The sequence below is a fragment of the Micromonospora sp. DT201 genome, assembly GCF_049841575.1.
Classification (GTDB): Bacteria; Actinomycetota; Actinomycetes; order Mycobacteriales; family Micromonosporaceae; genus Micromonospora.
Window position 1 is genome coordinate 484,600 of record NZ_JBNCKP010000001.1, and the last position, 24,364, is coordinate 508,963.

At 69.9% G+C, this 24,364-nt stretch carries 19 protein-coding genes, 1 tRNA gene and 1 pseudogene; 10 read left to right on the forward strand and 11 right to left on the reverse strand.

Annotated features, from left to right (window positions below; genetic code table 11):
- Positions 1 to 22 precede the first annotated feature (22 nt).
- Positions 23 to 2,257: a PQQ-binding-like beta-propeller repeat protein gene (locus ACLQ28_RS02420; protein WP_425684530.1), complete on the reverse strand. Its 2,235-nt coding sequence runs from the start codon at positions 2,255 to 2,257 to the stop codon at positions 23 to 25.
- Between the two features lie 352 nt (positions 2,258 to 2,609).
- Here ACLQ28_RS02420 and ACLQ28_RS02425 point away from each other — a divergent pair, with 352 nt between their 5' ends.
- Positions 2,610 to 3,866 (forward strand): erythromycin esterase family protein, encoded by a 1,257-nt coding sequence (locus ACLQ28_RS02425; RefSeq protein WP_425684531.1) that lies wholly within the window; start codon positions 2,610 to 2,612, stop codon positions 3,864 to 3,866.
- Between the two features lie 52 nt (positions 3,867 to 3,918).
- Here ACLQ28_RS02425 and ACLQ28_RS02430 read toward each other — a convergent pair whose 3' ends face one another.
- The 3 genes from ACLQ28_RS02430 to ACLQ28_RS02440 all read right to left on the reverse strand — a co-directional run bounded on the left by ACLQ28_RS02430 (position 3,919) and on the right by ACLQ28_RS02440 (position 7,251).
- The gene (locus ACLQ28_RS02430; RefSeq protein WP_425684532.1) at positions 3,919 to 6,129 is read right to left on the reverse strand and encodes an MMPL family transporter; all 2,211 of its coding nucleotides are present in this window, start codon (positions 6,127 to 6,129) and stop codon (positions 3,919 to 3,921) included.
- Complete coding sequence (locus ACLQ28_RS02435) at positions 6,129 to 6,716, reverse strand: TetR/AcrR family transcriptional regulator (protein ID WP_425684761.1); 588 nt, start codon at positions 6,714 to 6,716, stop codon at positions 6,129 to 6,131. Before ACLQ28_RS02435 ends, ACLQ28_RS02430 begins: the two co-directional genes overlap by 1 nt.
- A 100-nt stretch (positions 6,717 to 6,816) precedes the next feature.
- Positions 6,817 to 7,251 carry a winged helix-turn-helix transcriptional regulator gene (locus ACLQ28_RS02440; protein ID WP_425684533.1) on the reverse strand — a complete coding sequence of 145 codons (435 nt, stop codon included), beginning with the start codon at positions 7,249 to 7,251 and terminating at the stop codon, positions 6,817 to 6,819.
- A 75-nt stretch (positions 7,252 to 7,326) separates the two neighbouring features.
- Between ACLQ28_RS02440 and ACLQ28_RS02445 the strand changes: the two genes are divergently transcribed.
- From ACLQ28_RS02445 to ACLQ28_RS02465, 5 genes are read left to right on the forward strand one after another with little or no spacing between them, the layout of a single operon-like run.
- The gene (locus ACLQ28_RS02445) at positions 7,327 to 8,790 is read left to right on the forward strand and encodes an MFS transporter (protein WP_425684534.1); all 1,464 of its coding nucleotides are present in this window, start codon (positions 7,327 to 7,329) and stop codon (positions 8,788 to 8,790) included.
- Positions 8,787 to 9,746 carry a DNA polymerase domain-containing protein gene (locus ACLQ28_RS02450; RefSeq protein WP_425684535.1) on the forward strand — a complete coding sequence of 320 codons (960 nt, stop codon included), beginning with the start codon at positions 8,787 to 8,789 and terminating at the stop codon, positions 9,744 to 9,746. Before ACLQ28_RS02445 ends, ACLQ28_RS02450 begins: the two co-directional genes overlap by 4 nt.
- 26 nt (positions 9,747 to 9,772) lie before the next feature.
- Positions 9,773 to 10,222, forward strand: coding sequence for a helix-turn-helix transcriptional regulator (locus ACLQ28_RS02455; RefSeq protein WP_425684536.1), 450 nt, complete (start codon positions 9,773 to 9,775; stop codon positions 10,220 to 10,222).
- A gap of 5 nt (positions 10,223 to 10,227) precedes the next feature.
- The gene (locus ACLQ28_RS02460) at positions 10,228 to 10,638 is read left to right on the forward strand and encodes a VOC family protein (RefSeq protein ID WP_425684537.1); all 411 of its coding nucleotides are present in this window, start codon (positions 10,228 to 10,230) and stop codon (positions 10,636 to 10,638) included.
- A 27-nt stretch (positions 10,639 to 10,665) separates the two neighbouring features.
- Positions 10,666 to 13,047, forward strand: a complete 2,382-nt coding sequence (locus tag ACLQ28_RS02465; protein ID WP_425684538.1) for an ATP-binding cassette domain-containing protein — start codon at positions 10,666 to 10,668, stop codon at positions 13,045 to 13,047.
- 28 nt (positions 13,048 to 13,075) lie between these two features.
- On the opposite strand, the gene ACLQ28_RS02470 is transcribed toward ACLQ28_RS02465, so the two are convergent.
- The gene (locus ACLQ28_RS02470; RefSeq protein ID WP_425684539.1) at positions 13,076 to 13,561 is read right to left on the reverse strand and encodes a hypothetical protein; all 486 of its coding nucleotides are present in this window, start codon (positions 13,559 to 13,561) and stop codon (positions 13,076 to 13,078) included.
- A gap of 89 nt (positions 13,562 to 13,650) precedes the next feature.
- Positions 13,651 to 15,294 (reverse strand): amidase, encoded by a 1,644-nt coding sequence (locus ACLQ28_RS02475; protein WP_425684540.1) that lies wholly within the window; start codon positions 15,292 to 15,294, stop codon positions 13,651 to 13,653.
- Between the two features lie 86 nt (positions 15,295 to 15,380).
- Between ACLQ28_RS02475 and ACLQ28_RS02480 the strand changes: the two are divergent.
- Positions 15,381 to 15,461: pseudogene (locus ACLQ28_RS02480) on the forward strand (HTH domain-containing protein); the annotation flags it as partial.
- 92 nt (positions 15,462 to 15,553) lie between these two features.
- Here the strand turns inward: ACLQ28_RS02480 and ACLQ28_RS02485 are convergent.
- Entirely contained in the window at positions 15,554 to 16,450 is an 897-nt protein-coding gene (locus ACLQ28_RS02485) for a helix-turn-helix transcriptional regulator (RefSeq protein ID WP_425684541.1), read from the reverse strand.
- Between the two features lie 209 nt (positions 16,451 to 16,659).
- Here ACLQ28_RS02485 and ACLQ28_RS02490 point away from each other — a divergent pair, with 209 nt between their 5' ends.
- On the forward strand, positions 16,660 to 18,039 hold the full coding sequence (locus ACLQ28_RS02490; protein ID WP_425684762.1) for an MFS transporter: 1,380 nt from the start codon (positions 16,660 to 16,662) through the stop codon (positions 18,037 to 18,039).
- A 495-nt stretch (positions 18,040 to 18,534) separates the two neighbouring features.
- On the opposite strand, the gene ACLQ28_RS02495 is transcribed toward ACLQ28_RS02490, so the two are convergent.
- The 4 genes from ACLQ28_RS02495 to ACLQ28_RS02510 all read right to left on the reverse strand — a co-directional run bounded on the left by ACLQ28_RS02495 (position 18,535) and on the right by ACLQ28_RS02510 (position 21,212).
- A tRNA-Arg gene (locus tag ACLQ28_RS02495) sits at positions 18,535 to 18,609 on the reverse strand.
- Between the two features lie 92 nt (positions 18,610 to 18,701).
- Complete coding sequence (locus ACLQ28_RS02500) at positions 18,702 to 19,394, reverse strand: winged helix-turn-helix domain-containing protein (protein ID WP_425684763.1); 693 nt, start codon at positions 19,392 to 19,394, stop codon at positions 18,702 to 18,704.
- 337 nt (positions 19,395 to 19,731) lie between these two features.
- Entirely contained in the window at positions 19,732 to 20,403 is a 672-nt protein-coding gene (locus ACLQ28_RS02505) for a DUF305 domain-containing protein (RefSeq protein WP_425684542.1), read from the reverse strand.
- Between the two features lie 8 nt (positions 20,404 to 20,411).
- A complete protein-coding gene (locus ACLQ28_RS02510) occupies positions 20,412 to 21,212 on the reverse strand; it encodes a DUF3105 domain-containing protein (protein ID WP_425684543.1) in 801 nt (266 codons plus the stop codon).
- Positions 21,213 to 21,309: 97 nt separating this feature from the next.
- Between ACLQ28_RS02510 and argS the strand changes: the two genes are divergently transcribed.
- Both argS and lysA read left to right on the forward strand, forming a co-directional pair.
- Positions 21,310 to 22,974 (forward strand): arginine--tRNA ligase, encoded by a 1,665-nt coding sequence (argS, locus tag ACLQ28_RS02515; RefSeq protein WP_425684544.1) that lies wholly within the window; start codon positions 21,310 to 21,312, stop codon positions 22,972 to 22,974.
- A 4-nt stretch (positions 22,975 to 22,978) separates the two neighbouring features.
- The gene (gene lysA, locus ACLQ28_RS02520) at positions 22,979 to 24,364 is read left to right on the forward strand and encodes a diaminopimelate decarboxylase (protein WP_425684545.1); all 1,386 of its coding nucleotides are present in this window, start codon (positions 22,979 to 22,981) and stop codon (positions 24,362 to 24,364) included.

Sequence of the window (24,364 nt, forward strand, 5' to 3'; positions counted from 1 at the left end):
ACGAGGGGCCCCTCCCGGACCCTCAGGCGAGGTCGACGCCGCGTACCCGGCCGTTCTGGTCGGCGGCGACCAGTTGACCGCCGACCAACACCGGCGTGGAGAAGCTGTAGCCGGTACCGAGCTTCACCAGCCGGTCCAGGGTGCCGGTGTTCAGGTCCAACGCGCCGACCTGGCTGTTGACGCCGAGCACCCATGCGGTTTCGCCGTCTACGACGGCACCGGAGTTGAAGACCGGGAAGCCCAACTGGGTCTGCCAGCGGATCGCCCCGCTCATCGCGTCGACGAGCAGCGTCGCTCCGCGCTCCTGGTTCAGCAGCAGCGCGGTCGACCCGCCGACCGTCGCCAGTCGCGGGCCGGCGTACATCGACGAGCCGGAAACCGACCAGAGTGCGGCACCGGTCGCCCGGTCCAGACCCCACGTCGCGGAGACCGACGACACCACGACGGGACCGTTCGGCACCAGCACCGTCCGGTCGTCCCACGGGCCGTAGAGCAACGCCGTGTTCGGGTCTGTCGCCGCGCGCGTGGTGAAGGCCCAGAGCGGGGCACCGGTGCGGGCGTCGAACGCGTGGGCACGGGCGTCACCCGCACCGACGTACACCCGTTCTCCGTCGCAAGCGGGACGGCCGGCGGCGAACCCGCCGATCGCGGCGTGCCAGTGCTCGTGGCCGGTTGCCGGGTCGAGCGCGAGCAGCGTCGTGCCGGCCGCCACCAGGAGTACACCCCTGCCGTCGATCCGGGCCAGCGACGGTGTGGAGAGGACCGGCTCGGCAGTACGGACCTGCCAACGGCGCCGACCCGTCCCGGCGTCCAGCGCGGTCACCGTGTGGTCGGCACCGGGGACGAAGACCGTCGAGTCGGCGAGCAACGGCTCCCGGTAGACCGGGCCGTTCCGGACCGTCCACCGCTGCTTCGCCCGACCGTGCCGCATCGACCACGCGGTGACGGCGCCCCCGGTCGAACCCGCCACCACCAGGTCGCCTTCGGTGCTGAGCGCTCCCTGCACCGCGCCGTCCAGAGCGGTCTCCCAGGCCACCCGGGGGCCGGCGCCGGCCAGCTGAACCGTGCGGACGGAGTCCCACCAGCTCCCGTCGTCGGCGACGGCGCGCAGCCGCACCTGGTGAGTGCCCGGCGGCAGGGCCGTGGCGTCCAGCGAGGTCTTCCAGTGCGCCCCGGTGCGGGTCAGCTCGGTGAAGGGCGTGTTGACGCTGCCGCTGAAGGCGGTCTCCGCCAACACGTGGGCACGTACGGCCACCGGAGTTTTCCGACCGAAGGTGGCCTGGACGGCGAATGCCGCCCCGGCGTCGGAGACCTGGAAGGTGGCCGGCTCGACGTCGGCGCCCGGTCCTGCGCCGGTCAGCGGGACAGTCGCCACGGTCGTGGTGGTGGTGCCGCCGGTGGCGAGCAGGTCGACCCGGGTCACCACCAGCTGCTGCTTTCCGGGCCCGTTGTCCGTGCGCTCGGTCCAGTAGTAGTGCGGGCTGTCCTTCACCGCCTTGAGGGTGATCTCGACCAGGCCATTCATCGGCCGCACCGCCTCGGCGTGCACGTGCCCGGCGAAGATCACCCGTACGTCGTACCGCTCGACCAGTTCCAGGAAACGGTCCTGGTCGTCGGCGTAGAACCAGGCGTCCCCGACCGGGTGGTGCTGGAAGATCACGATGGGGGTGTTCTTCCGGACCCGGCGGAGGTCCTTCTCCAACCAGTCCAGCAGGGCCCCGCCGAAGTGGCCCGGCTCCTGCAGCAGCATCGTCGGGTCGAGCGCGACCACGTGTACGCCGCAGACGTCGAACGACTGTTGGCTGGCGCCGAACGCCCGGTGGTACTCCTCCTTGGCGGAGACGTCCCACCGCACTTCGTGGTTGCCGGGGGTGTAGTGGATGCGGTCGGCGAGTTCCGCCGGAACAGTCGACTTGTAGAGGGCGATCTGTGCGGGCGTACCGGAATCGGTGATGTCTCCGCAGTGCAGCACCGCGGCCGGGTCGCGTTCGGCGATGGCCTGGAACACGGCCCGCATGGTGTCGGTGCGGGCCGGCGCGGTGGGGTTGAGGTGGGTGTCGGAGACCAGGGCGAACCCCTGCGGGGCCTGCGGGTGGGGCTTGCCAGGAGGCCCAGGAGGCGCGGGAGGCCCGGCGGGCGCGGCGGTCGCGGCGGTCGCGAGCAGGCCGGGCGCGGCCAGGGTGCCGAGCGTGACGCCGGCCGCGCCAAGAAGTAGGCGCCGGCTGACAGCCTGATCGTTGCTGTGCGGAGTGGGCATTGTGTTCCTTACCTGGGTCACCGACATCCCTTCGAAAGAAGTGGATGTTGATCATGAAAGGTAGTGACCCAGGGTGAACTCGCGTCGGCATGCACGCGACCGCACCGTGTAGACCCGTCAGATGTTCGGCAACGAGCTGACCCGCAGGTCAGGAGATGGTGGTCAGCGCGGCGTAGTCGAGCCCGGCCAGGTACTCCTGCAGCTGAACCCCGGTGACGGTCATGTCGGCCGGCTACCCGCTCGCTGTGGGCGTACACCGTCCCGGTCGGCTCGCACGACGGCCCAAGCGGCCGGCGTGTCGGCCCGCGACGCGCCCACGGTTTGCCGCAGCGGCGGTCGGGTAGCCGCTGGCATGCTGGTTCAGCGGCTCGGCGCGCCGAGCGATTTCGACCCATTGCTGGAGCGCGTTCGAGACGCCCGGGTGGTGATGATCGGCGAGTCCACCCACGGCAGCTACGACTACTACCGGTTACGTGAGCAGCTCACCCGCCGATTGATCGCGGAGTGCGGCTTCTCCTTTGTCGCCGTTGAGGGCGACTGGCCGGACTGTGATCGAGTGCACCGTTCGGTCACTGCCGCGCCCGGCGGCGCACTTGAGCCGCAGCTCGCGCTCGAGCAGTTCGAGCGGTGGCCGACCTGGATGTGGGCCAACGCCGAGGTGGCCCGGTTCACCAGCTGGCTGCGGGCCTGGAATGTGGAGCGTCCGGAGGATCGACGCGCCGGGTTCCACGGGCTCGACGTGTACAGCCTCTGGGAGTCGATGCAGGCGATCTTCGACTACCTGGGGGAGGAGGACCCGACGTCGCTGGAGGCGGCACAGGACGCGTACCGCTGCTTCGAGCCGTACGGCAAGAGGGTCGAGGAGTACGGCGCGGCCAGCCGGTTCGTCTCCGCCCGTTGCGAGGAGGAAGTTGTCCGGCTGCTCGCCCGGACCCGTGAACACGCCCTCTCCGACGGTCCGGATCGTTTCTCTGCCTGGCAGAACGCGGAGGTGGTGGCCGGGGCGGAGCGCTACTACCGGGCGATGGTGGCCGGTGGGCCGGACTCGTGGAACATCCGCGACACCCACATGCAGGACACCCTGGACCGGCTGCTGGACCGCTACGGTCCGGACGCCCGGGGGATCGTCTGGGCGCACAACACGCACGTCGGGGATGCCCGCGCGACCGACATGGCCGCGGACGGGATGGTCAACATTGGTCAGCTGGCCCGGGAACGGCACGGCGACGACGCGGTGGCCCTGATCGGCTTCGGCAGCTACCGGGGCACGGTGATCGCCGCTCCCCGGTGGGGCTCGCCTTCCGAGCCGATGGTGGTGCCCCCGGCGCGGGAGGGGTCGATCGAACGGCGGCTGCACGAGCTGATGCCGGAACGAGCGGTGCTGATCTTCGGCGGTGACGACCAGCCCAGCTGGGTGACCGACACCGCGGACCACCGGGCGATCGGAGTCGTCTACGACCCGTCCTTCGAGTCCTGGGGCAACTACGTGCCGACCCGGCTGGGCGACCGCTACGACGCGTTCATCTGGTGCGACGAGACCACGGCGCTACACCCGCTGCCGGTCCCGGCGCTCCCCGGCGAGATGGAGACCTACCCAGCAGGCGTCTGACGTAATGGAGGTGTGGCACCCTCGGGCACCACACCTCCACTGTCGGTTGGGGTCAGACGTGCGTCGGGGTGCGGTCTTCCAGATGGGTGTGGAGGCCTGCGCCTTCGATGTCGACGTTCGGGAGAGCGCGGTTGAGCCACCTCGGCAGCCACCAGGCGCGGTCGCCGAGTAGTGACATCACCGCCGGGACGATGGTCATCCGGACCACGAACGCGTCGATCGCGACGCCAATGGCGAGCGCGAAGCCCATCGACTTGATCACCGGGTCCTCCAGGAAGACGAAGCTCCCGAAGACCGAGATCATGATCAGCGCGGCGGCCGTGACCACCCGCGCGCCGTGTCCCATGCCGCTGATGGTGGCCTGCCGGGCAGACTTGCCGTGTACGAAGTCCTCCCGCATCCGGGACACCAGGAACACTTCGTAGTCCATCGCCAGCCCAAACAGGATGCCGATGAGCAGGATCGGCAGGAAGCTGATCAGCGGCCCCGGCGTGTCCAGGCCGACCAGGTTGGCGAGGTGCCCCTGCTGGAAGACCGCCACCGTGATGCCGAACGTGGCGGCGACGGTGAGCAGGAAGCCCAGCGCGGCCTTGACCGGCACCAGCAGCGAGCGGAACACCAGCATCAGCAGCAGCACCGAGAGCCCGACCACCAGCAGCAGGTAGATCGGTAGCGCGTCGGAGAGCTTCTCGGAGACGTCGATGCCGATCGCCGTGACACCGGTGAGGAGCACGTCCGCGTCGCGGATCCCGCCGACCGAGCCGCGGATGTCGTGGACCAGGGTCTCGGTGGCCTCGTCGGTCGGGCCGGTCTTCGGGATCACACCGAGCAGCGCGGTCCGGCCGTCCGGGCTGAGCTGGGCCGGCGCCACCGCGAGAACATTCTTGGTGCGCTGCACCAGCGCGGTCACCTGCGGCACGGCGGCCGACGTGGCCTGTGGCGTGTCACCGGCGACCACGACCGCGAGCCGGCCGGTGAAGCCCGCTCCGAAACCCTCGGTGGTCAGGTCGTTCGCCACCCGGGCGGGTGAGCCGACTGCCGCCGTCGAGGCGCCCGGCAGGGCCAGCCGCATGTCCGGCGTGGGCAGCGCGAGCAGGCCCAGGCCGAGCAGGCCGACCAGGATGACCGGTACGCGGAATCGGGTGACCAGCCGCGCCCAACGGAACCCGAACCGGGACTGGTCCTCGGTCGCGGTGTCCGTCTGGTGGGCCGGTGCGGTGGTGTCGGCAGTCGTGCCGTCGGTGGCGATCGCGCGCAGTCGGCGGGGGAGTACCCGGCGACCGGCGAAGCCGAGCAGTGCCGGCTGGAGGGTGATCGCGACGAGGACCGCGACGGTGACCGTGCCAGCGGCGGCGAGACCCATCACGGTGAGGAACGGGATGTTGACTACGGCAAGCCCGGCCAGCGCGATGACCACGGTGGCGCCCGCGAAGACCACTGCGGAGCCGGCGGTGCCCACGGCACGGCCGACCGCCTCCTCCGGGGACAGGCCGTCGAGCAGGTTCTGCCGGTGCCGGGAGGTGATGAACAGTGAGTAGTCGATGCCGACCGCGAGACCGAGCATCAGCGCCAGGATCGGGGCGGTGCTGGTGAGCTGGACGGCGCCGCTCAGCGCGAACAGCCCGGCCATCCCGGCACCGACACCGATCAGCGCGTTGAGCATGGTCATTCCGGCGGCGACGAGTGAGCCGAACGTGATGATCAGGACGATCGCGGCGACCAGGACGCCGAGCGCCTCGGTGGAGCCGATCTCCGGCTCGCCGCCCAGCACCTCACCGCCCGGGGCGACCTGCCAACCCTGCGCCTTGGCCGATGCGCCAACCTGCTCGTACGCGGTGCGCTGCGCGTCGGTCACGTCGTCCCCGCCGGTCGCGAACTGGACCTGGACCAGCGCGTACCGGCCGTTGGGCGTGACCGCGCCGACCTGGAACGGGTTGACCGCGCCGACCACGCCGGGCAGTGCCGAGGCCTGCTGGACGAGCTCCTGCACCACGGCCTGGCCCTGCGGGGTGGTCAGTTGGCCGTCAGCGGGTGCCTTGATCGTGATGGTGCCGGTGGCGCCGCTGGCTGCGGGGAACTGCTCGGTGAGCAGGTCGAGCGCGCGCTGGCTCTCGGTGCCGGGCATGGTGAAGTTGCTCGCCGTCGGGCCGCGCAGGGTCGCCGCGGCCAGGCCGGCGACGACGAGTACGACGAGCCAGAGCGCGACGACGAGCCGTCGCCGACGCAGCGCGCCCCGGCCAAGCCGGTAGAGCAGGGTGGCCATCAGGAGTCCTTGTCCTCGGTCGTGGGTTGTCGGGGCAGGTGTGCGTCGACGGGTTCGATGGCCCGCCGGACGAGGGTGAGCAGGGCGGCGCGCAGCTCGTCGTCGGGGATGTCGACGAATTCGGCGCAAGCCTCGGAGATGCCGGCGAGCAGCACCAGCGCGGCGATCCGGGGTCCCGGCCGGTCGGAGTGCCCGGCCAACGCGTCCCGCAGCCGTTCGGAGATCCGCTGGATGTGCGCGAAGGGTGGCTGGCACAGCAGCTCCGGGAACTCGCCGCGCAGCACCGCGATCTCCCGCCGGAACCGGACCGCCAGGTCGACGAAGCCAGTTGCGGCGACCTCCTGGGCGGACGCCCCGGTCAGGTTGGTGAGCTGGCTGTCGAGGTCTTGCAGCACGGCGATGGCCGGTGCCATCAGCTCGGCGAGCAGGGCTTCCTTGTTGGCGAAGTGGTAGAGCACGGTGGCCTTGGAGCAGCCGACCTCGCGGGCGATGTCCTGCAGGGAGGTGCCCCGGTAGCCGGTCACCGCGAATCGTCGCGCTGCTGCGGCGAGGATCTCGCCGTGCGTCTCGGACACCGCTCTCGCCATCATTGGCCCACCCCCGCAGACCAGCATGCCTGACCGATCGGTCAGACCCTGACCGATCGGTCAGAAATCCTTGGTGGTGTTCCCCACAGCCGGCGTCGGATTAGCCGCTGCGCTCGGCGTCGTACCTGGTCCGCGCCTCGGCAATGGTGCGACGGTGCCGCTCGGCCCAGGCGGTCAGCGCCACCAGCGACTCGTACAGCTCCAGCGCCATCGGGGTGGCGGTGTACTCGACCTTGGGCGGAACTGTCGGATAGACCGTGCGGTGCAGTAGGCCGTCACGTTCCAGGTTGCGCAGCGTCAGCGTGAGCATCCGGCGGCTGATCCCCTCGATGTGCCGCTCCAGCTCAGTGAAGCGCACCGGCCCGTTCGAGGCGGCCACCAGGATCCCGATGCTCCACTTGCCGCCGACCCGGTCGAGCACCTGGCGGACGGTGCACGCCCGAGCCTGACCCGGGGCGAACGGCACGTTCTCGGGTGCACAGGTCAACTCGGCCTCGACCAGCGCGGACACATCGCTGTTCCTCTGGGACATCACAGTGCCTCCTTCCGCTCCGCTCCATGGTCACAGACGATGACCTCAGTAACAAAGCGTGCACCAAGGAGGGGTTTCATGGACCGCGTCGTTCCGTCCCGCTGGCCAGCGCTGCTGGTGCTCTGCGCTGGCAGCCTGATGATCATCTTGGATGGCACAGTCGTGGCGGTGGCGCTGCCCGCCGTGCAACGCGACCTGGGCTTCACCGCCGCTGGCCTGGCCTGGGTGGTCAACGCGTACCTGGTCGCGTTCGGCGGGCTGTTGCTGCTCGCCGGCCGGCTTGGCGACCTGCTCGGCCGGCGGGGGGTCTTCCTGGCCGGCGTCGCGCTGTTCACGCTGGCCTCGCTGGCCTGCGCGGTTGCCACCGGGCCGACCCTGCTGGTGGGCGCGCGGTTCGGCCAGGGCATCGGCGGGGCGCTGGCCATGGCGGTCAGCCTCGGCATGATCGTCCGGCTCTATCCCGAACCGGCCGAGCGTGCCCGCGCCATCGCCGTCTTCAGCTTCACCGGTGCGGCCGGTGCGTCGGTCGGCACAGTCGCCGGCGGGGTGCTCACCGAGGTGGCCGGGTGGCGGGCGATCTTCCTGGTCAACCTGCCGATCGGGGCGGCCATCCTGCTCGCGGCCGTCCGCAGGCTCCCCGCCGAACAGGGGATCGGCCTGCGGGCCGGCCTGGACCTGCCCGGTGCACTGCTCGCCACCGCCGGTCTGATGGCCGCCGTGCTCGGCATCGTGGGAACGGGCGAGCACGGCTGGACCAGCCCCCGAACCCTCGGCGCGGTGGCCCTCGCGGCACTGCTGCTCGGCGGGTTCGCGCTCCGCCAACGGGTCGCGGCGACCCCGCTGCTGCCGGCGCGAGTGCTGCGGGTCCCGGGTCTGGTGGCGGCGAACGCCGTGCAGTTCCTCATGATCTCTGCGTACTTCGGCTTCCAGTTTCTGCTCGCCGTGGAGCTGCAACTGGTGCTCGGGCTGGACGCGGCCGCGACCGGCTGGGCCTTCCTGCCCACCCCGGTCGTGATCGCGGTGGTATCGCTGGGCCTGGCCGGTCGGCTGATCGCCCGCTGGAGCGCACGGACCGTGCTGCTGGCCGGGCTCGGCCTGGCAGTCATCGGCTTCCTGCTGCTCGCCCGGCTGCCCGCCGACGGTGCCTACGTCGCCGACGTACTCCCCGCGATGCTGGTCTTCGGGGTGGCCGGCGGTCTGACCCTGCCGGCCGTCACCACCCTGGCCATGGCCGGCGCGACCGACGCGGACGCCGGGCTCGCCTCCGGACTGGCCAACACCACCCAGCAGGTCGGCGGTGCGGTCGGCCTGGCCGCGCTGGCCACCCTGGCCGCCGCCCGCAGTGACGGCTTGCGGGCTGCCGGCTGGGCCGAGACGGCCGCGCTGGCCGGCGGCTATCGGATGGCGTTCGCCGTGGCGGCTGCCCTGGTGGTCGCCGCGTTGCTGGTAGCGCTGAGCACGTTGTCTGGCACCCGGCCCGCCGGATCCGATCGGCACGTCAGGTTGACCGACGACACCGGGGCCGGGAGGGTGGTCGGGTGAGTGAGGCTGACGAATCCCGGGACGGCGTGGCCCTGACCAACCTGGACCAGCCGCTGTCCGACCGCGACGACGCGACCAAGCGTGACCTGGTGGACTACCTCGACGCGGTCAGTGAGCGGATCCTCCCGCAGCTGCGGGGCCGGCCGCTGTCGGTGATCCGGGTCCGCCCCGGCCAGCCGCCGTTCATGCAGAAGAACCTGCCCCGCTACACCCCGGACTGGGTCCGCCGGGTGCCGGTCTGGGCCGAGGCGTCGCAGCGGGAGATCTCGTACGCCCTCTGCGACGACCGTCGCACCCTGCTCTGGTTCGCCAACCAGCGCGCGGTCGAGTACCACCCGACATTGGCCACTGCGGCGGATCCGCACCGCCCGACCCACCTGGTGCTCGACCTGGACCCACCGGAGGGCGACGGCTTCCGCGCGGCCGTCGCCGCGGCCCTGCTGGTCCGCCAGGCACTCGCCGATGCCGGCCTGGCCGGTGCGGTCAAGACCAGCGGTGCCAAGGGCGTGCACGTCTTCGTCCCGGTGGCCGACGAGCCGACGGCGGAGGAGTTGGCCGCAGCCACCCGGGCGCTCGCCGTCCGCACCGAGCGGCTCGACCCGGCGCTGGCCACCACGGCGTACATCAAGGAGGACCGGGGTGGTCGGGTCTTCGTGGACGCCACCCGCGCCGGCGGGGCGACCGTGGCGGCTGCGTACAGCCCTCGACTGCGACCCGGGACGCCGGTCTCCTTCCCGGTCGACTGGGCCGACCTGACCGAGGTGGCCCCCGCCGACTTCACCATCCGGACCGCGCCGGCGCTGCTCGGCGACGGTGATCCGTGGGCCGCGCTGATGCCGGCGCCGCAGCCGCTCCCCGCCGACCTGGTGGCCGAGGGCCGGACCATCCCGGTGGCCCGGGTGCAGGCCATGCACGAGGGAAAGCGCCGGGCCCGCGCCCGGCGGCAGGCCGATTGACGGGGGGTTGTGGCACGATTTTCCAGGTGACAAGCAAACCCGACGCGACGCAGCGACTCAGCGACCTCGCGCGGCTGCGCCGGGTCCGCGACCGGATCGACCGGGAGTACGCGTCTCCGCTGGACGTCGAGGCGCTCGCCCGGGGCGCGCACATGTCGTCCGGGCACCTCAGCCGTGAGTTCCGGCTCGCCTATGGCGAATCTCCGTACAGCTATCTCATGACGCGGCGGATCGAGCGGGCGATGGCGCTCCTGCGTCGTGGTGACCTCAGCGTCACCGAGGTCTGTTTCGCGGTCGGCTGTTCGTCGTTGGGCACTTTCAGCACACGTTTCACCGAGCTGGTCGGTGTGCCGCCGAGCGTCTACCGCCGTGAGGCGGCGCAGGCGACGGCGGGGATGCCGTCCTGCGTGGCGAAGCAGGTGACAAGACCGATCAGGAATCGAGAAGCGCAGGTCACGACGCCGCAGCTAGCGTGACGGCCATGGACATCACCATTCACTCGAGCTTCCTTCCGCACACCGACCCGGATGCCTCCCTGGCCTTCTATCGCGACATCCTCGGTTTCGAGGTCCGCCTCGACGTCGGATACGAGGGAATGCGCTGGATCACCGTCGGGCCGCCCGACCAGCCCAGCACGGCCATCGTCCTGCACCCGCCGGCCGCCAACCCGGGCATCACCGACGACGAGCGGCAGACCATCCTCGAACTGATGGCCAAGGGCAGCTACTTCGGCGTCAACCTGGCCACCGCCGACCTCGATGCCACCTTCGCGAAGTTGGAGGCCAGCGACGCCGAGGTCGTCCAGGAGCCGACCGAGCAGCCGTACGGCGTACGCGACTGTGCCTTCCGGGACCCTGCGGGCAATATGGTCCGCATCCAGGAAACGCGCTGATAATCCGGCACGACAGATGGAGACACGATGAGCTCGGCCACCCAGCCGTCCGCGCCACACGTTGCCGACAGCCACGGTCTGATCCGGGTGCAGGGCGCGCGGGTCAACAACCTCAAGGACGTCAGCGTTGAGATCCCGAAGCGCCGGCTGACGGTGTTCACGGGCGTCTCCGGCTCCGGCAAGAGCTCGTTGGTGTTCGGCACCATCGCCGCCGAGTCGCAGCGGATGATCAACGAGACCTACAGCGCCTTCTTGCAGGGCTTCATGCCGACGCTGGCGCGGCCCGAGGTCGACCTGCTGGATGGCCTGACGACGGCGATCATCGTGGACCAGGAACGGATGGGCGCGAACTCGCGATCCACCGTCGGCACCGCCACCGACGCCAACGCGATGCTGCGCATCCTGTTCAGCCGGCTCGGGCAGCCGCACATCGGTTCGCCCAACGCGTACTCCTTCAACGTCCCCTCGGTGAAGGCCACCGGCGCGATCACCGTCGATCGCGGCGCCGGCAAGACGAAGACCGAGAGGGCGACCTTCAGTCGTCTCGGCGGCATGTGTCCGCGTTGCGAGGGGATGGGTGCGGTCACCGACATCGACCTGTCGGCGCTGTACGACGACAGCCTGTCGCTCAACGAGGGCGCGATCACGATTCCGGGTTACAGCATGGAGGGCTGGTACGGCCGGATCTTCCGTGGCTGCGGCTACTTCGACCCGGACAAGCCGATCAGCAAGTACAACAAGCGGGAGCTGCAGGACCTTCTCCACCGAGAACCAACCAAGATCAAAGTCGACGGGATCAACCTGACGTACGTGGGCCTGATCCCGCAGATCCAGAAGTCCTTCCTCGCCAAGGACATCGACGCGTTGCAGCCGCACATCCGCGCCTTCGTGGAGCGGGCGGTGACCTTCACGACCTGTCCCGACTGTGCCGGCACCAGGCTCAGCAAGGAAGCGCGGTCGTCGAAGATCAAGGGTAAGAACATCGCCGACGCCTGCGCGATGCAGATCAGCGACCTCGCCGCCTGGGTACGGGAAATCGAGGAGCCCTCGGTGACCCCGTTGCTGGCAGGGCTGCAACACCTCCTCGACTCGTTCGAGAAGATCGGGTTGGGCTATCTCTCGCTCGACCGGCCGTCGGGCACCCTCTCGGGCGGCGAGGCGCAGCGCACCAAGATGATCCGCCACCTCGGCTCTTCGCTCACCGACGTCACCTACGTCTTCGACGAGCCGACGATCGGGCTGCACCCGCACGACATCCAGCGGATGAACGAGCTGCTGCTACAGCTGCGCGACAAGGGCAACACCGTGCTGGTCGTGGAACACAAGCCGGAGGCCATCGCCATCGCCGACCACGTTGTCGATCTCGGGCCCGGAGCAGGCGCGGACGGCGGCACCGTCTGCTACGAGGGCGCCCTGGAAGGCCTGCGGGCCAGCGGCACCATCACCGGCCGCCACCTCGACGACCGGGCGGCTCTCAAGGAGACGGTGCGTACCCCCACCGGCAAGCTGGAGATCCGTGGTGCGACGGCCAACAACCTGCACGACGTCGACGTCGACGTACCGCTCGGGGTGCTCGTCGTCGTGACCGGTGTCGCCGGCTCCGGCAAGAGCTCCCTGGTGCACTCCTCGATCCCCGCCGGGGCGGGTGTGGTGTCGATCGACCAGGGCGCGATCCGTGGCTCGCGGCGGAGCAACCCGGCCACGTACACCGGGTTGCTCGACCCGATCCGCAAGGCGTTCGCGAAGGCCAACGGTGTGAAGCCGGCGCTGTTCAGCGCCAACTCCGAGGGTGCCTGCCCGAGCTGCAACGGCGCCGGCGTCATCTACACCGACCTGGGGATGATGGCCGGTGTCGCTGCACCCTGCGAGGACTGCGAGGGCAAGCGGTTCCAGGCATCGGTGCTGGAATACCGCTTCGGCGGTCGCGACATCAGTGAGGTGCTCGCGATGTCGGTGGCGGAGGCCGAGAAGTTCTTCGGCGCCGGCGAGGCGCGTACGCCGGCCGCGCACGCCATCCTCGACCGCCTCGCCGACGTCGGGCTCGGCTACCTCAGCCTGGGCCAACCGCTCACGACCCTGTCCGGCGGCGAGCGGCAGCGACTCAAGCTGGCCACCCACATGGCCGAAAAGGGCGGCACCTACGTCCTCGACGAGCCGACCACCGGCCTGCACCTGGCCGACGTCGAGCAACTGCTCGGCCTGCTCGACCGCCTCGTCGACGCCGGCAAGTCGGTGATCGTCATCGAGCATCACCAGGCGGTCATGGCGCACGCCGACTGGATCATCGACCTCGGCCCCGGCGCCGGGCACGACGGTGGCCGGATCGTCTTCGAGGGCACACCCGCCGACCTCGTCGCCGCCCGTTCCACCCTCACCGGCGAGCACCTGGCGGCGTACGTCGGCAGTTGAGCGCGAGCCGTCGCCGCCGGTCGAACGTCTACGCGACCGGCGGCGACGGCTCGCGCTCTGCCATCCTGGCGGCGAGGACTCCAAAGACGGCGGTGATCAACCCGAGGGCGGTCGTGGTCGGGTTGACGTACCCGGGCACGGATGAGGTGACATAGGTGCCGCCGCCGCTGAGGCGGCACTCGAAGCGGATCGGCAGGTAGCTGACCTCGTACCCGTTGACCTGGCTCGCCCGCTGCGGCCCGGCCTCCCGACAGGGTTCGATCGGGAAGGAACCGGCGCCGCCGTCCTCCGCCCGCATTACCGCGTAGCCGAGGTGGAGCAGCCCCCACGCGTACATGGCGACGGTGCCGGCACCGGCGAGGAGCGCCACCGTCCGCAGCCAACCCCGCCGGTCGCGCTCGCCTCTCCGGAACGCCGATTTGATGCCACGGACGGCGAGGACCGTCGCGGTGACCGCCCCGGCGAGTGCGGCGAGGAGCAACACGAGAAACAGCATGGCGACATTCTTGATCACCTGCGCTCGCTGGCCTTGGCGGGGTCGGTCAGGAGGGGTCGTAGTCGACGGCGACCTGACCCCACACGACCTGGTCGGCCTCGTCCGAATCAGTGGTTCAGGGCTGGGGTGCTGGCCGGCGGCCTGCGATGCTGGGTGGCCTGTTCGTAGTCGTAGGCCATGGCGAGCAGGGTGGGCTCGGTGAACGGCAGGCTGAGAAGTTCGACTCCGATCGGCATGTGGTCGGGGGTGAACCCGGCTGGCACGGTCAATGCCGGGAAGCCGGTGTTGGCCGACAAGGGGCAGGTGCTGCCCGGCTGGATCTGTGGAATCTTCGTGGCCTGCTGCATGACGGTGGGGTAGAGGATGGCGTCGAGGTCGAGGCTCGTGATGAGCTCGCGCAGTGCGTTCTGCAGCTCGGTGCGGGTCAGCAGCCGCTGGACGTACGCGTCGGTGGGCTGCGAGCGGCCCAACCGGCCCTGCAGCGTGGCGAGCACGGCCGGAGTGACCTTGCCGGAGGTGACGATGTCGGCCAGGGTGACCTGGTCGCGCGGCTCCTCCAGCCTGGCCAGGCCTTCCGGGAAGGTGATCCCGGGTTGGGCGAGGTAGCGGTTGAGGTCACGCTCGAACTCGTCGTTGACCACGTCGGATCCGGCGACCAGTTCGAGGATCCGCTGCTGGTGGCCGATGTCGACCACGGTGGCACCCTGCGCGGACATGTCGGCCGCCGCCTGCCGGATGAGATCGGTGGCGGGCTGCTCGACGGCGGTCGTGCCCAGCACGTCGCTGAGGACACCGATCCGCTTACCGCGTAGTGCCTCAGTGTTCAGCGCCGAGGTGTAGCTCTTCGGTGTCTGGCCGATCGAGGCGGCGGTCACCGGGTCCTTGACGTCATAGCCGGCAGTCGCGTCCAGGACCAGCGCGACGTCCATGACCGACTTGCCGATCGGGCCGCCAACGTCCTGAGTCGCCGACATCGGCTGGATGCCGTCCCGGCTGGACAGTCCGAGGCTCGGGCGCAGCCCGACGAGGCTGTTGTGGGCAGCCGGGATGCGGATCGAACCGCAGGTGTCCGAGCCCATGCCGATCGGGGCGAAGCTGGCGGCCACCCCGGCTGCTGTGCCACCGCTCGAGCCGCCGGGGTTGCGGGTCTGGTCGTACGGGTTACGGGTCTGGCCGCCGAGGGAGCTGATCGTGGTGATGCCGGAGGCGTACTCATGCAGGTTGGCCTTGGCGATGATGATCGCGCCGGCCGCTCGCAGCCTTGCCACCTGCGTGGCGTCGTCGGGTGGCCGGGTTCCGGCGAGTGCCACCGAGCCGTTGGTGGTCGGCATGTCGTGTGTGTCGTAGTTGTCCTTCACCAGGATCGGAATGCCGTGCAGCGGTCCGCGAACCTTGCCCTTGCGCCGTTCGGCGTCGAGCTTTGCGGCCTTGTCGAGCGCGTCGTCGTTGACGGTGATGACAGCGTTGATGCCGGGTTGGTCGCCGTAGGCGTCCTCGAAGGCGTCGATGCGGCGCAGGTACTCGCGGACCAGTTGGACCGAGGTCACCTGCTTGCGTTGCAGCAGCTGGCGCAGGTCGTCGACGTCCATGGTGACAACATCGCTGGCCAGGCTGTGTCGGCTCAGGAGAGGTGGAGTGGCTGTCGACGGGCTGGGGGCGACCAGCGTGCCCGCGGCGAGACCGAGGGCCAGGACCGACGAGACGACCAGGCGACGACGGCGGGCGAACGGGATGCCGAGATCGATGTTCATGGCGCCGAGTTTCGCCTCGTCCCCACCTGGAGGACATCCGGCTAGCCTGACCAGATCCCCTAGTCAGCACCCGTAAGGGTTGCGGCCTCCTGGCCGAGAGGCTGGACCTGAGCCCGCGTACGGTGCGATGTGATGTCGATCGGCTGCGCGAGCTCGGCTACTCGATCAGGATGGGGGCGCTGGTATCTCGTCGCAAGGCAACCGCAGCCCAGGACGCCTGAGACAGACGCTCACTATCAGGAGAAGACCTCGTTCCTACTTAAGCTAGTAGCCCTGTCTCCGAGAGGGTGAGACCCGGCGCCGTCTCGCGGGAACCGACGGACGGGCCGGAGGCGGCGAGGTCGAGGAGCGTCATCTTGTCGTGGTCCGGGCTGCCGGGCGGCGCCATGTAGATGACGAGGCGCTGGCCTTGTGCGCGGTTGAGGGACAGCCCTTCGTGCGAGAGCGTCATCGTGCCGACCTCCGGGTGTCGGAGCGTCTTCTCGCCGTCGCCGATCGTGTGCACCTCGTACCGCTCCCAGAGCCGATTGAAGTCGGGGCTCTTGACGATTAGCTCACCTACAAGTGCGGCGAGATCCGGGGCATCCGGATCGGTGCCAGCGATCGCCCGCAACTGGGCGACGCACCCCTTGGCCTTCTGTTCCCAGTCCGCCCACAGCTCGCGGGCAGCTGGGTGCAGGAAGGTGTACCGGACGGTGTTCCGCTGCCGCTCCGGCCAGTCAGCCATGCCGTAGAGCAGCCGCAGCCCGCCGGGATTGGCCGCCAGCAGGTCGTTGGTGCGGCTCACGACGTACGCCGGGTTGGGCCGGAGCGTCTCCAGAAGCTGCGTGACGGTCGGACGGACCCGCCGTGACGGCAGGGGACGGGGCTCGGGCGCACGCCGCGCCGCCCGCGCCGCCAGCTCGTGCAGGAAGCCGCTCTCCTCCTGGTTGAGGCGGAGCGCGTCGGCCAGCGCCTCGACCACGGAGGGGCTCGGACGGGTCTCCTTGCCGCGTTCCAGACGTATGTAGTAGTCGATGCTCACACCGGCCAGCGCCGCCACCTCCTCCCGGCGCAGTCCCGGCGTACGACGCGTGCCGGTTCCGGCGGGCATTCCGACGTCTGCCGGGCGTACGTCGCCACGGCGCGCCCGCAGGAACTTCCCGAACTCAGTCATATCGTCATTCTGCCAGCGTGTGATCAGGGGGCCAGCCCGGAGCCTGGCCCTGCCACACCCACCTGTGGCGCACCCCGGAAGATCACGGTCTGCCTCGCCCTCGCGAGCCTCACCAGTCTGGACGGATGACCACTCTTGAACCAGCCCGCCCGTCACAGGATGCCCGGAAACGCACGGCCGCACCGAAGCTGATCCTGGCGACCACGTTCATGGGCATCTTTCTGCTCAACCTCAACACCATGGCGATGAACGTGGCGCTGCCCGGGATCGGGCGAACCTTCGGCGGCAGCACGGCGGGACTGCAATGGATCGTGGACGCCTACACGCTGATGTTCGCCGCACTCCTGCTTTCCGCGGGCACGCTCTCCGACCGCATCGGGGCGAGCCGCGCGTTCGGCGCCGGCGTCGCGGTCTTCACGGTCGCCTCGGCGGCCTGCGGACTGGCGCCAGGGCTGGGCGAGCTGATCGCCGCCCGCCTGATCCAGGGAAGCGCAGCGGCGATCATGCTGCCCTCCTCGCTCGCCCTCGTCCGGCAGGCCTTCCCGGACGCGGCCGAACGGGCACGGGCCATCGCGCTGTGGACCGTTGGCGGAGCCGTCGCGGTTGCCGCCGGCCCGGTGGCCGGCGGGGTGCTGTCCAGCACTCTGAGCTGGCGGGCGATCTTCGTCGTCAACCTGCCCGTCGGCCTCGCCACCCTCGCGGTGTTGACCCGCGCGGAGCGCTCGCCGCGCCGTGCCACGCCGCTCGATCCGTACGGCCAGCTCACGGCGATCGTCGCGCTCGCGGCGCTCACCTTCGCGGTGATCGACGGAGGGGAGAACGGCTTCGGCGAGCCCGTGGTGTTGGGCTGCCTGGGGCTCGCCGCAGTGGCGACGGCCGCGTTCATCATGATCGAGGCACGTACCGCCGCGCCGTTGGTCCCGCTCGACCTCTTCCGTTCGCGCACGGTGACGGTTTCGGTCGCGATCGGCTTCGTCGTCAATGCCGCGTTCTACGGGCTGGTGTTCGTGCTGAGCCTGTTCTTTCAGGACGTTCTGAACCTGTCCGTCATGGCCGCGGGGCTGATGTTCCTACCGATGATGGCCGTGATCGCCGGAGCCAACCTGGCCTCGGCCAGGGCCGCGGCACGCTTCGGGCCGCGGATGCCGATCGCCACGGGACAAGCGATCTTCGCGCTGGCGATGTTCGGCCTGCTCTGGATCGACGAGGGCACCAGCAGACCAGTGATCGCGGCGATGCTCATCCCGGTCGGCCTCGGCCTAGGTTTCTTCGTACCTTCCCTGACCGCCATCCTGCTGAACGACATCGCCGCAGATCGGGCCGGAATGGCCGCCGGGATTCTGAACTGCTTCCGGCAGACGGGCGGCGCGCTCGCCGTGGCCGTCTTCGGAGCCTTGGTCGCGGACCGGGGCGAGTTCATTGTGGGTCTGCGGGTCGCCTTGTGCGTCGCGGCTGTGATGCTGATAGCCACCACGGTTGCGGCCCTCATGTTGCCGGTCGGCCGTAATCGACGGGACGCGGTGACGGGGATGTCTGGCGCGGGGCCCGGTAATGCTCAACCTGAGGGAGCCGGGCGGCGCACGTCGTGAGGGCGCTCCTCACCTCGCCTCGGCCGGGTAAGGGGCGCCTGGTTCTTCGACCCCCGTCCTCGCTCCACCGCATGAACCAGTAGTGCTCACGGAAGCCTGTCTCGTCGGCCTCAAGCTGTCGGAAGATCTCCTCCGGCGAGTGCTCTGGGAACGGACCGGCCGGATCTCGCGCTGACCTACCCGCGGTGCGGCACAGCGCAGGTAGTGGCACAGCGAAGGTACATAGGCGACGTTGTCATCGGTCGTCAGCCGTCGGTCGTCAGCCGTCTGCCCGCAGCCCACACGTCAACGATGCGAAGGTCAGCGCCATACGGCCTCGCCGATCTCTATGGCAAAGGTTGCCCGGTCACCGACACGTAGGGCGGAGAAAAACTTGGCGCGTATTTGGTGCGGACACCCGTAGAGGTCCGTTTTTGGCCATACACAGTCGTACAGATGTGCAAAAGCCGCTGACCTGTCTCGGCAGGTCAGCGGCTTCATTGTGCTGGTGATCGGTGGTGCCCCCGGCAGGATTCGAACCTGCGCCCCCGCCTCCGGAGGGCGGTGCTCTATCCCCTGAGCTACGGGGGCTCAGCGACTGGAGAAGACTAGCAAACCTCCCCTGCGTACGCCGAATCGGTATCGGGTGAGCCGATCGTGTCGACGGCCGGCCCACCCGGTCCTCAGGCCGCGACCGCCCGCCCACAACTGGGCAGCGGGTGCAGGACGATCCGCCGGGGGAGTCGGCGTGGCCACTCGTTGCGCGGCCAGGAGCCGTCGACGATCAGGTGCACGGTGCGCTGCTCCTCGCCGCTGAGCCGCAGCACGAAGTCGCGGGGGAGCGGTGGGTCGACCGTCGGCGTGGTGATCATGAAGCGCACCCGGCCGCGCGACGAGACCGCGGAGATCACGTCGGCCGCCGGCATGGTGCCGCGCAACCGGACCCGGCCGATCCAGTAGACCTCCGCGACGTGCTCCTGGGCGGCCCGGGTGATCGCCGGGTACTCGCTGCGGACCCAGCGCTCGACCGCGCTGACGCAGAGCCCGCAGGCCCGCTCGCGCGGCTCGCGCGGACCCAACCCCCAGGCCCTGAGGTACGCCCCGACCGCGCCAGGATCCAGCGGCAGGTCGAACCGGCGCTGGATGAGCGTGGTGAGGCTCTGCCTTGTCCACAGCTCCTCGTCCAGGCCGAACTCGTCGGGGTGGACGCCCCGCAGTGTGTCGATCAGTTCGAGTTCCTGTTCGCGGCTGAGCAATCCCGGCTCGCCCTGCCGCTGTCCGCGACGGACGGCTGCCACCGCCCCGTCACCGCCGATGGTGTGGCGTCGGCACCAGCTGGTGACCGAACGCCGTGCGTCTCTGAGTGCAACCCCCACGTCTTGGGCAACGAGCACGAATCGCAACTGGTCACGATATGTGGGGAGAAAACTCTCTAAGCAACGTAATCGGTTGGATCGCTTGAATCGCCCGTAAGGGGCATTGGAGGACGATAGAGCACGACACACCCCTGCCGGAGTCGAGTCGATCATGCGTTCGGCGCTGGAAGGGACGCTCAACGTCCGTGATCGACTCCATGTCGGCGAGGTGGCGGTATCCGAGCGTGGGGATGGCCCCACTTCGGCGATCTGGAGTGGATCAAGCTGGGAATTGACGCGGGCCCGCGTCCCGCCGACATGCGGCGGTGACGCGGGCCCGGTTTGCCCGTCCGGTCGATCAGCCCTTGGCCTGAGCCTGGAGCTGCTTGAGGTTGTTCAACTCGGTCTGTTGGGTGGACTTCATGACCCGTGCCACCCGCAGCACCTCGGCGTTGTCGGTCTCGCCGAGCGCCGCGTCGATCATGTGGATGCCGCCCAGGTGATGGTTGTACATCAAGGTCAGGAACTGACGGTCGACCTCGATGCCCTGAGCGTCGCGCAGGGCGGTCATCTGCTGCGGCGTGGCCATCCCCGGCATCAGCCCGTCCTTGACCGTGGCTCCGTCGGACATCCACGACATCGGCGGCTGTGACCCGGTGGGGCTCAGGTCCCATTCGCGCAGCCAGGTCTGCATGGCCCCGATCTCGCCCTGCTGCCCGGTGGCGATGTCGACGGCGATCTGCCGCACCTCGGGAAGCGTCGCGGACCGGTACGCGATCAGGCTCATCTCCACCGCTTGGGCGTGGTGGGTCGTCATGTCCCGCGCGAAGCCCGCCTCGACCGACGCGTCACCAGGCCGGGTGAGCCGTGGGGTGAGCAGGCCGCTGGCGTAGCCGAGGAGCAGGCCCACCACCACCATGATGGCGAGCGCCAGCACGCCGTAGCGTCGCGCCGGGGCCCGGCCGCCCTCGTCGTCCTGGGCGGCCTGGACCTCGTCGTAGTCGCTGTCGGTGGTGGTGGGGGCAGTCATTGCGGTCCTTACTGGGTGGGCGGCTGTTGCTGGAGCTCGCGCGGCGTGGTGCCGGTGGCGGTGATACCCGTGTTGCAGAGCGCCGTCGGGCCCTCGACGGAGGCGTTCACCCGCAGGTCCTTGATGAACTCGTCGATCCGCGAGTCGTCGGCGTTGTCGAGCTTGAGCTGGTAGCCCCACGCCTGCAGCGAGATCGGCTTGTCCAGGCCCTCGTACGGGCTCATCAGCATCTTCTCGACGCCACGCACCTTGCCGGCGAGCTTGTCGACCTGGTCCTTCGGCAGGTCCGGGCGGTAGGTGATCCAGACCGCGCCGTGCTCCAGGCTGTGCACCGCGTGCTCGTTGGCGATCGGGGCGTCGTAGACGTCACCCATGCAGTTCTGCCAGGCGGCGTTGTGCACCCCACCCACCGGCGGCGAGTAGTTCCAGGTCAGCGGGCCCGACTTGTGCGCCTCGTACTTCAGGCTGTCCGGGTCGGACTTGCGGATGTTGGAGATGCCGTCGATCGCGTTGGCCCGCTTGTCCCACGGCTTCGCCCCCTGGAACGACGCCCACGCGCCGTACCCGATGATGCCGGCGGCGAGCACGCCCACCGTGACGAAGAGCGCGATCGGGCCCCAGGCCCGACCCTGGCTCACCTTGACCGGGGTGACCGGCTTGCGCGGACCCTTGCCACCGGCCCGCGGGGAGCCCGCCGGCTTACCGGAACCGGCCTTGGCGCCGGACGCCGGCCGGCCCGCGGCCGGCTTCTTGCCGGTGCTGACCACGGTCGGGCGGCGCTCAGGGCCACCGGGGGTGCTGATGCTCATCGTGCCTCGTCAAGTCGGTCGGTCAGGGGAGTGGCGGGCCGGATGACGCGCAGGGTAGCCGCCGAGTGGCCGAGTCTACCCCCGATAACATGGCTGGGTGACTCCTGCAGAACTCGCCTCGGTCGTCCTTGCCGCCGCCCACGCCGTCTTCAACGAGCGTGGCCTGGACCGCGCCGCCTTGCCGGAGCACACGGTGGTGGAGCGACCGCGCAACCCCGAGCACGGCGACTACGCCTCGACGCTCGCCCTGCAGCTGAGCAAGAAGGTGGGCGTTCCGCCCCGGGAGTTGGCCGCCGCGCTGTCCGACGAGCTGGGCCGTACACCCGGCATCAAATCGGTGGAAATCGCCGGGCCGGGCTTTCTGAACATCCGGCTGGACGCGGCTGCCGCTGGTCAACTCGCCCGGGTGATCGTCGAGGCCGGAGCCGAGTACGGCCGCAGCGACCGTCTCGCCGGCGAGAAGATCAACCTGGAGTTCGTCTCGGCCAACCCGACCGGCCCGGTGCACATCGGCGGGGTTCGCTGGGCGGCCGTCGGCGACGCGTTGAGCCGGCTGCTGCGAGCCACCGGCGCCGACGTCGGCACGGAGTACTACTTCAACGACGCCGGCTCGCAGATCGACCGTTTCGCCCGTTCGCTGCTCGCCGCCTCCAAGGGTGAGCCGGCACCGGAGGACGGCTACGGCGGGGCGTACATCGCCGAAATCGCCACCGAGGTGCAGGCCCGCCGGCCGGAGGTGCGGTCGCTCGACGACGCCGCCGCCCAGGAGGTCTTCCGGGTCGAGGGCGTCACGCTGATGTTCGACGAGATCCGCTCCTCGCTGCGCGACTTCGGGGTGGAGTTCGACACCTACTTCAACGAGAAGGACCTGCACGACCGGGGCGAGTTGGACCTGGCGTTGAACCGGCTGCGCGAGCAGGGGCACCTCTACGAGTCCGAGGGCGCCACCTGGTTGCGCACCACCGACTTCGGCGACGACAAGGACCGGGTGCTGCGCAAGTCCAACGGCGAGTGGACGTACTTCGCCGCGGACTGCGCCTACTACCTGGACAAGCGGGAGCGCGGCTTCGAGCGGGTCGTGATCATGCTGGGCGCCGACCACCACGGCTACATCGGTCGGATGAAGGCGATGGCCGCCTGCTTCGGTGACGACCCGGAGCGCAACCTGGAGATCCTCATCGGGCAGTTGGTCAACCTGCTGCGCGACGGCGCCCCGATGCGGATGAGCAAGCGGGCCGGCACGGTGATCACCCTGGAGGACCTGGTCGAGGCGATCGGTGTGGACGCCTCCCGGTACGCGCTGGCCCGCTACTCCAGCGACTCCCCGATCGACATCGACATCGAGCTGTGGACCCAGGCCAGCCGCGACAACCCGGTCTACAAGGTGCAGTACGTGGCCGCCCGTACCGCCAGCGTGGGCCGCAACGCCGCCGAGGTGGGGCTGACCCGGGGTGACGCGGAGGCGTTCCGGCCCGAGCTGCTCGGCAACGAGAAGGAGAACGACCTGCTCAAGGCGCTTGCCGGGTTCCCCGCCACGGTCGCTACGGCGGCTGAGCTGCGGGGTCCGCACCGGGTGGCCCGCTACCTGGAGGACCTGGCCGGGGCCTATCACCGCTTCTACGACGAGTGCCGGATCCTGCCGCGCGGCGACGAGGAGGTCACCGACCTGCACCGGGCCCGGCTCTGGCTCAACGACGCCACCCGCACAGTGATCACCAACGGGCTGCACCTGCTCGGCGTCTCCGCCCCCGAGAGGATGTAACGACATGAGGGCTCATGAGGCTGGTGCGCTTCACGCGGACATCAGCAATCGGGGGCCGGCCTGGCTGCGTACCCCGGAGGACGTCAACGCCCTGCTGCCGACGCTGTGGCCGCGCAGCGTGTCGCGCGGCGCCGACGGCGCGCTCGCCGTCGCGGGCCTGAGCGTCCGCGACATCGCGGCCGAGTTCGGCACCCCGGTGTACGTCCTCGACGAGGCCGACCTGCGCTCGCGCTGCCGCGACTTCCGGGCGGCCTTCCCGACCGAGGACGTCTTCTACGCCGGCAAGGCTTTCCTCTGCCGGGCGGTGGTCCGGATGATCGCCGAGGAAGGGCTACATCTGGACGTCTGCAGCGGAGGCGAGCTGGCCACGGCGCTCTCGGCCGGAATGCCGCCGGAGCGGATCGGTTTCCACGGCAACAACAAGTCGGTCGCCGAGCTGAGCCGCGCGCTGGACGCCGGGGTGGGACGGATCATCGTCGACTCGTTCACCGAGATCGACCGGCTCACCGCGCTGGCCCGCGAGCGTGGGGTGCGGCCCCGGGTGCTGGTCCGGGTCACCGTCGGCGTCGAGGCGCACACCCACGAGTTCATCGCCACCGCCCACGAGGATCAGAAGTTCGGCTTCTCGCTGGCCGGCGGGGCGGCCGCCGCTGCCGCCTTCAAGATCCTCGACGAGGGTGTGTTGGAGCTGCGTGGCCTGCACTCGCACATCGGTTCGCAGATCTTCGACGCCAGCGGCTTCGAGGTCTCGGCCCGTCGGGTGCTCGCCCTCCAGTCGCAGATCCGCGACGCGCGCGGTGTGGAGTTGCCAGAGCTCGACCTGGGCGGCGGTTTTGGCATCGCGTACACCACGCAGGACGACCCCGCCACTCCGCAGGACCTGGCCAAGCGGCTGCGCAAGATCGTCGACTCGGAGTGCGCAGCGGAGAACCTGGCCGTGCCGCACCTCTCGATCGAGCCGGGGCGGGCCATCGTCGGCCCGGCCGTGTTCACCCTCTACGAGGTCGGCACGGTCAAGGAACTCGACGGCATCCGGACGTACGTCAGCGTCGACGGCGGGATGAGCGACAACATCCGCACCGCCCTGTACGACGCGTCCTACTCGGCGACGCTGGCCTCCCGGGCCTCGGGCGCGCAGCCTTTGCTCGCCCGCGTGGTGGGAAAGCACTGTGAGTCCGGGGACATTGTGGTGAAGGATGAATTCCTGCCCGCCGACGTGCAGCCCGGAGATCTTGTCGCAGTGCCCGGCACTGGTGCCTATTGCCGGAGCATGGCCAGTAACTACAACCATGTGCCCCGGCCACCGGTGATCGCGGTTCGCGACGGCCAGGCGCGTCTGATCGTCCGGCGGGAGACCGAAGACGATCTGCTGGCATTGGATGTGGGATGA

What these genes read in the sequence shown, in the direction of transcription:
- ACLQ28_RS02420 (WP_425684530.1), bottom strand. Translation starts at nt 2,257, where the DNA reads ATGCCCACTCCGCACAGCAACGATCAGGCTGTCAGCCGGCGCCTACTT.
- ACLQ28_RS02425 (WP_425684531.1), top strand. Translation starts at nt 2,610, where the DNA reads ATGCTGGTTCAGCGGCTCGGCGCGCCGAGCGATTTCGACCCATTGCTG.
- ACLQ28_RS02430 (WP_425684532.1), bottom strand. Translation starts at nt 6,129, where the DNA reads ATGGCCACCCTGCTCTACCGGCTTGGCCGGGGCGCGCTGCGTCGGCGA.
- ACLQ28_RS02435 (WP_425684761.1), bottom strand. Translation starts at nt 6,716, where the DNA reads ATGGCGAGAGCGGTGTCCGAGACGCACGGCGAGATCCTCGCCGCAGCA.
- ACLQ28_RS02445 (WP_425684534.1), top strand. Translation starts at nt 7,327, where the DNA reads ATGGACCGCGTCGTTCCGTCCCGCTGGCCAGCGCTGCTGGTGCTCTGC.
- ACLQ28_RS02460 (WP_425684537.1), top strand. Translation starts at nt 10,228, where the DNA reads ATGGACATCACCATTCACTCGAGCTTCCTTCCGCACACCGACCCGGAT.
- ACLQ28_RS02465 (WP_425684538.1), top strand. Translation starts at nt 10,666, where the DNA reads ATGAGCTCGGCCACCCAGCCGTCCGCGCCACACGTTGCCGACAGCCAC.
- ACLQ28_RS02475 (WP_425684540.1), bottom strand. Translation starts at nt 15,294, where the DNA reads ATGAACATCGATCTCGGCATCCCGTTCGCCCGCCGTCGTCGCCTGGTC.
- ACLQ28_RS02485 (WP_425684541.1), bottom strand. Translation starts at nt 16,450, where the DNA reads ATGACTGAGTTCGGGAAGTTCCTGCGGGCGCGCCGTGGCGACGTACGC.
- ACLQ28_RS02490 (WP_425684762.1), top strand. Translation starts at nt 16,660, where the DNA reads ATGGGCATCTTTCTGCTCAACCTCAACACCATGGCGATGAACGTGGCG.
- ACLQ28_RS02505 (WP_425684542.1), bottom strand. Translation starts at nt 20,403, where the DNA reads ATGACTGCCCCCACCACCACCGACAGCGACTACGACGAGGTCCAGGCC.
- ACLQ28_RS02510 (WP_425684543.1), bottom strand. Translation starts at nt 21,212, where the DNA reads ATGAGCATCAGCACCCCCGGTGGCCCTGAGCGCCGCCCGACCGTGGTC.
- lysA (WP_425684545.1), top strand. Translation starts at nt 22,979, where the DNA reads ATGAGGGCTCATGAGGCTGGTGCGCTTCACGCGGACATCAGCAATCGG.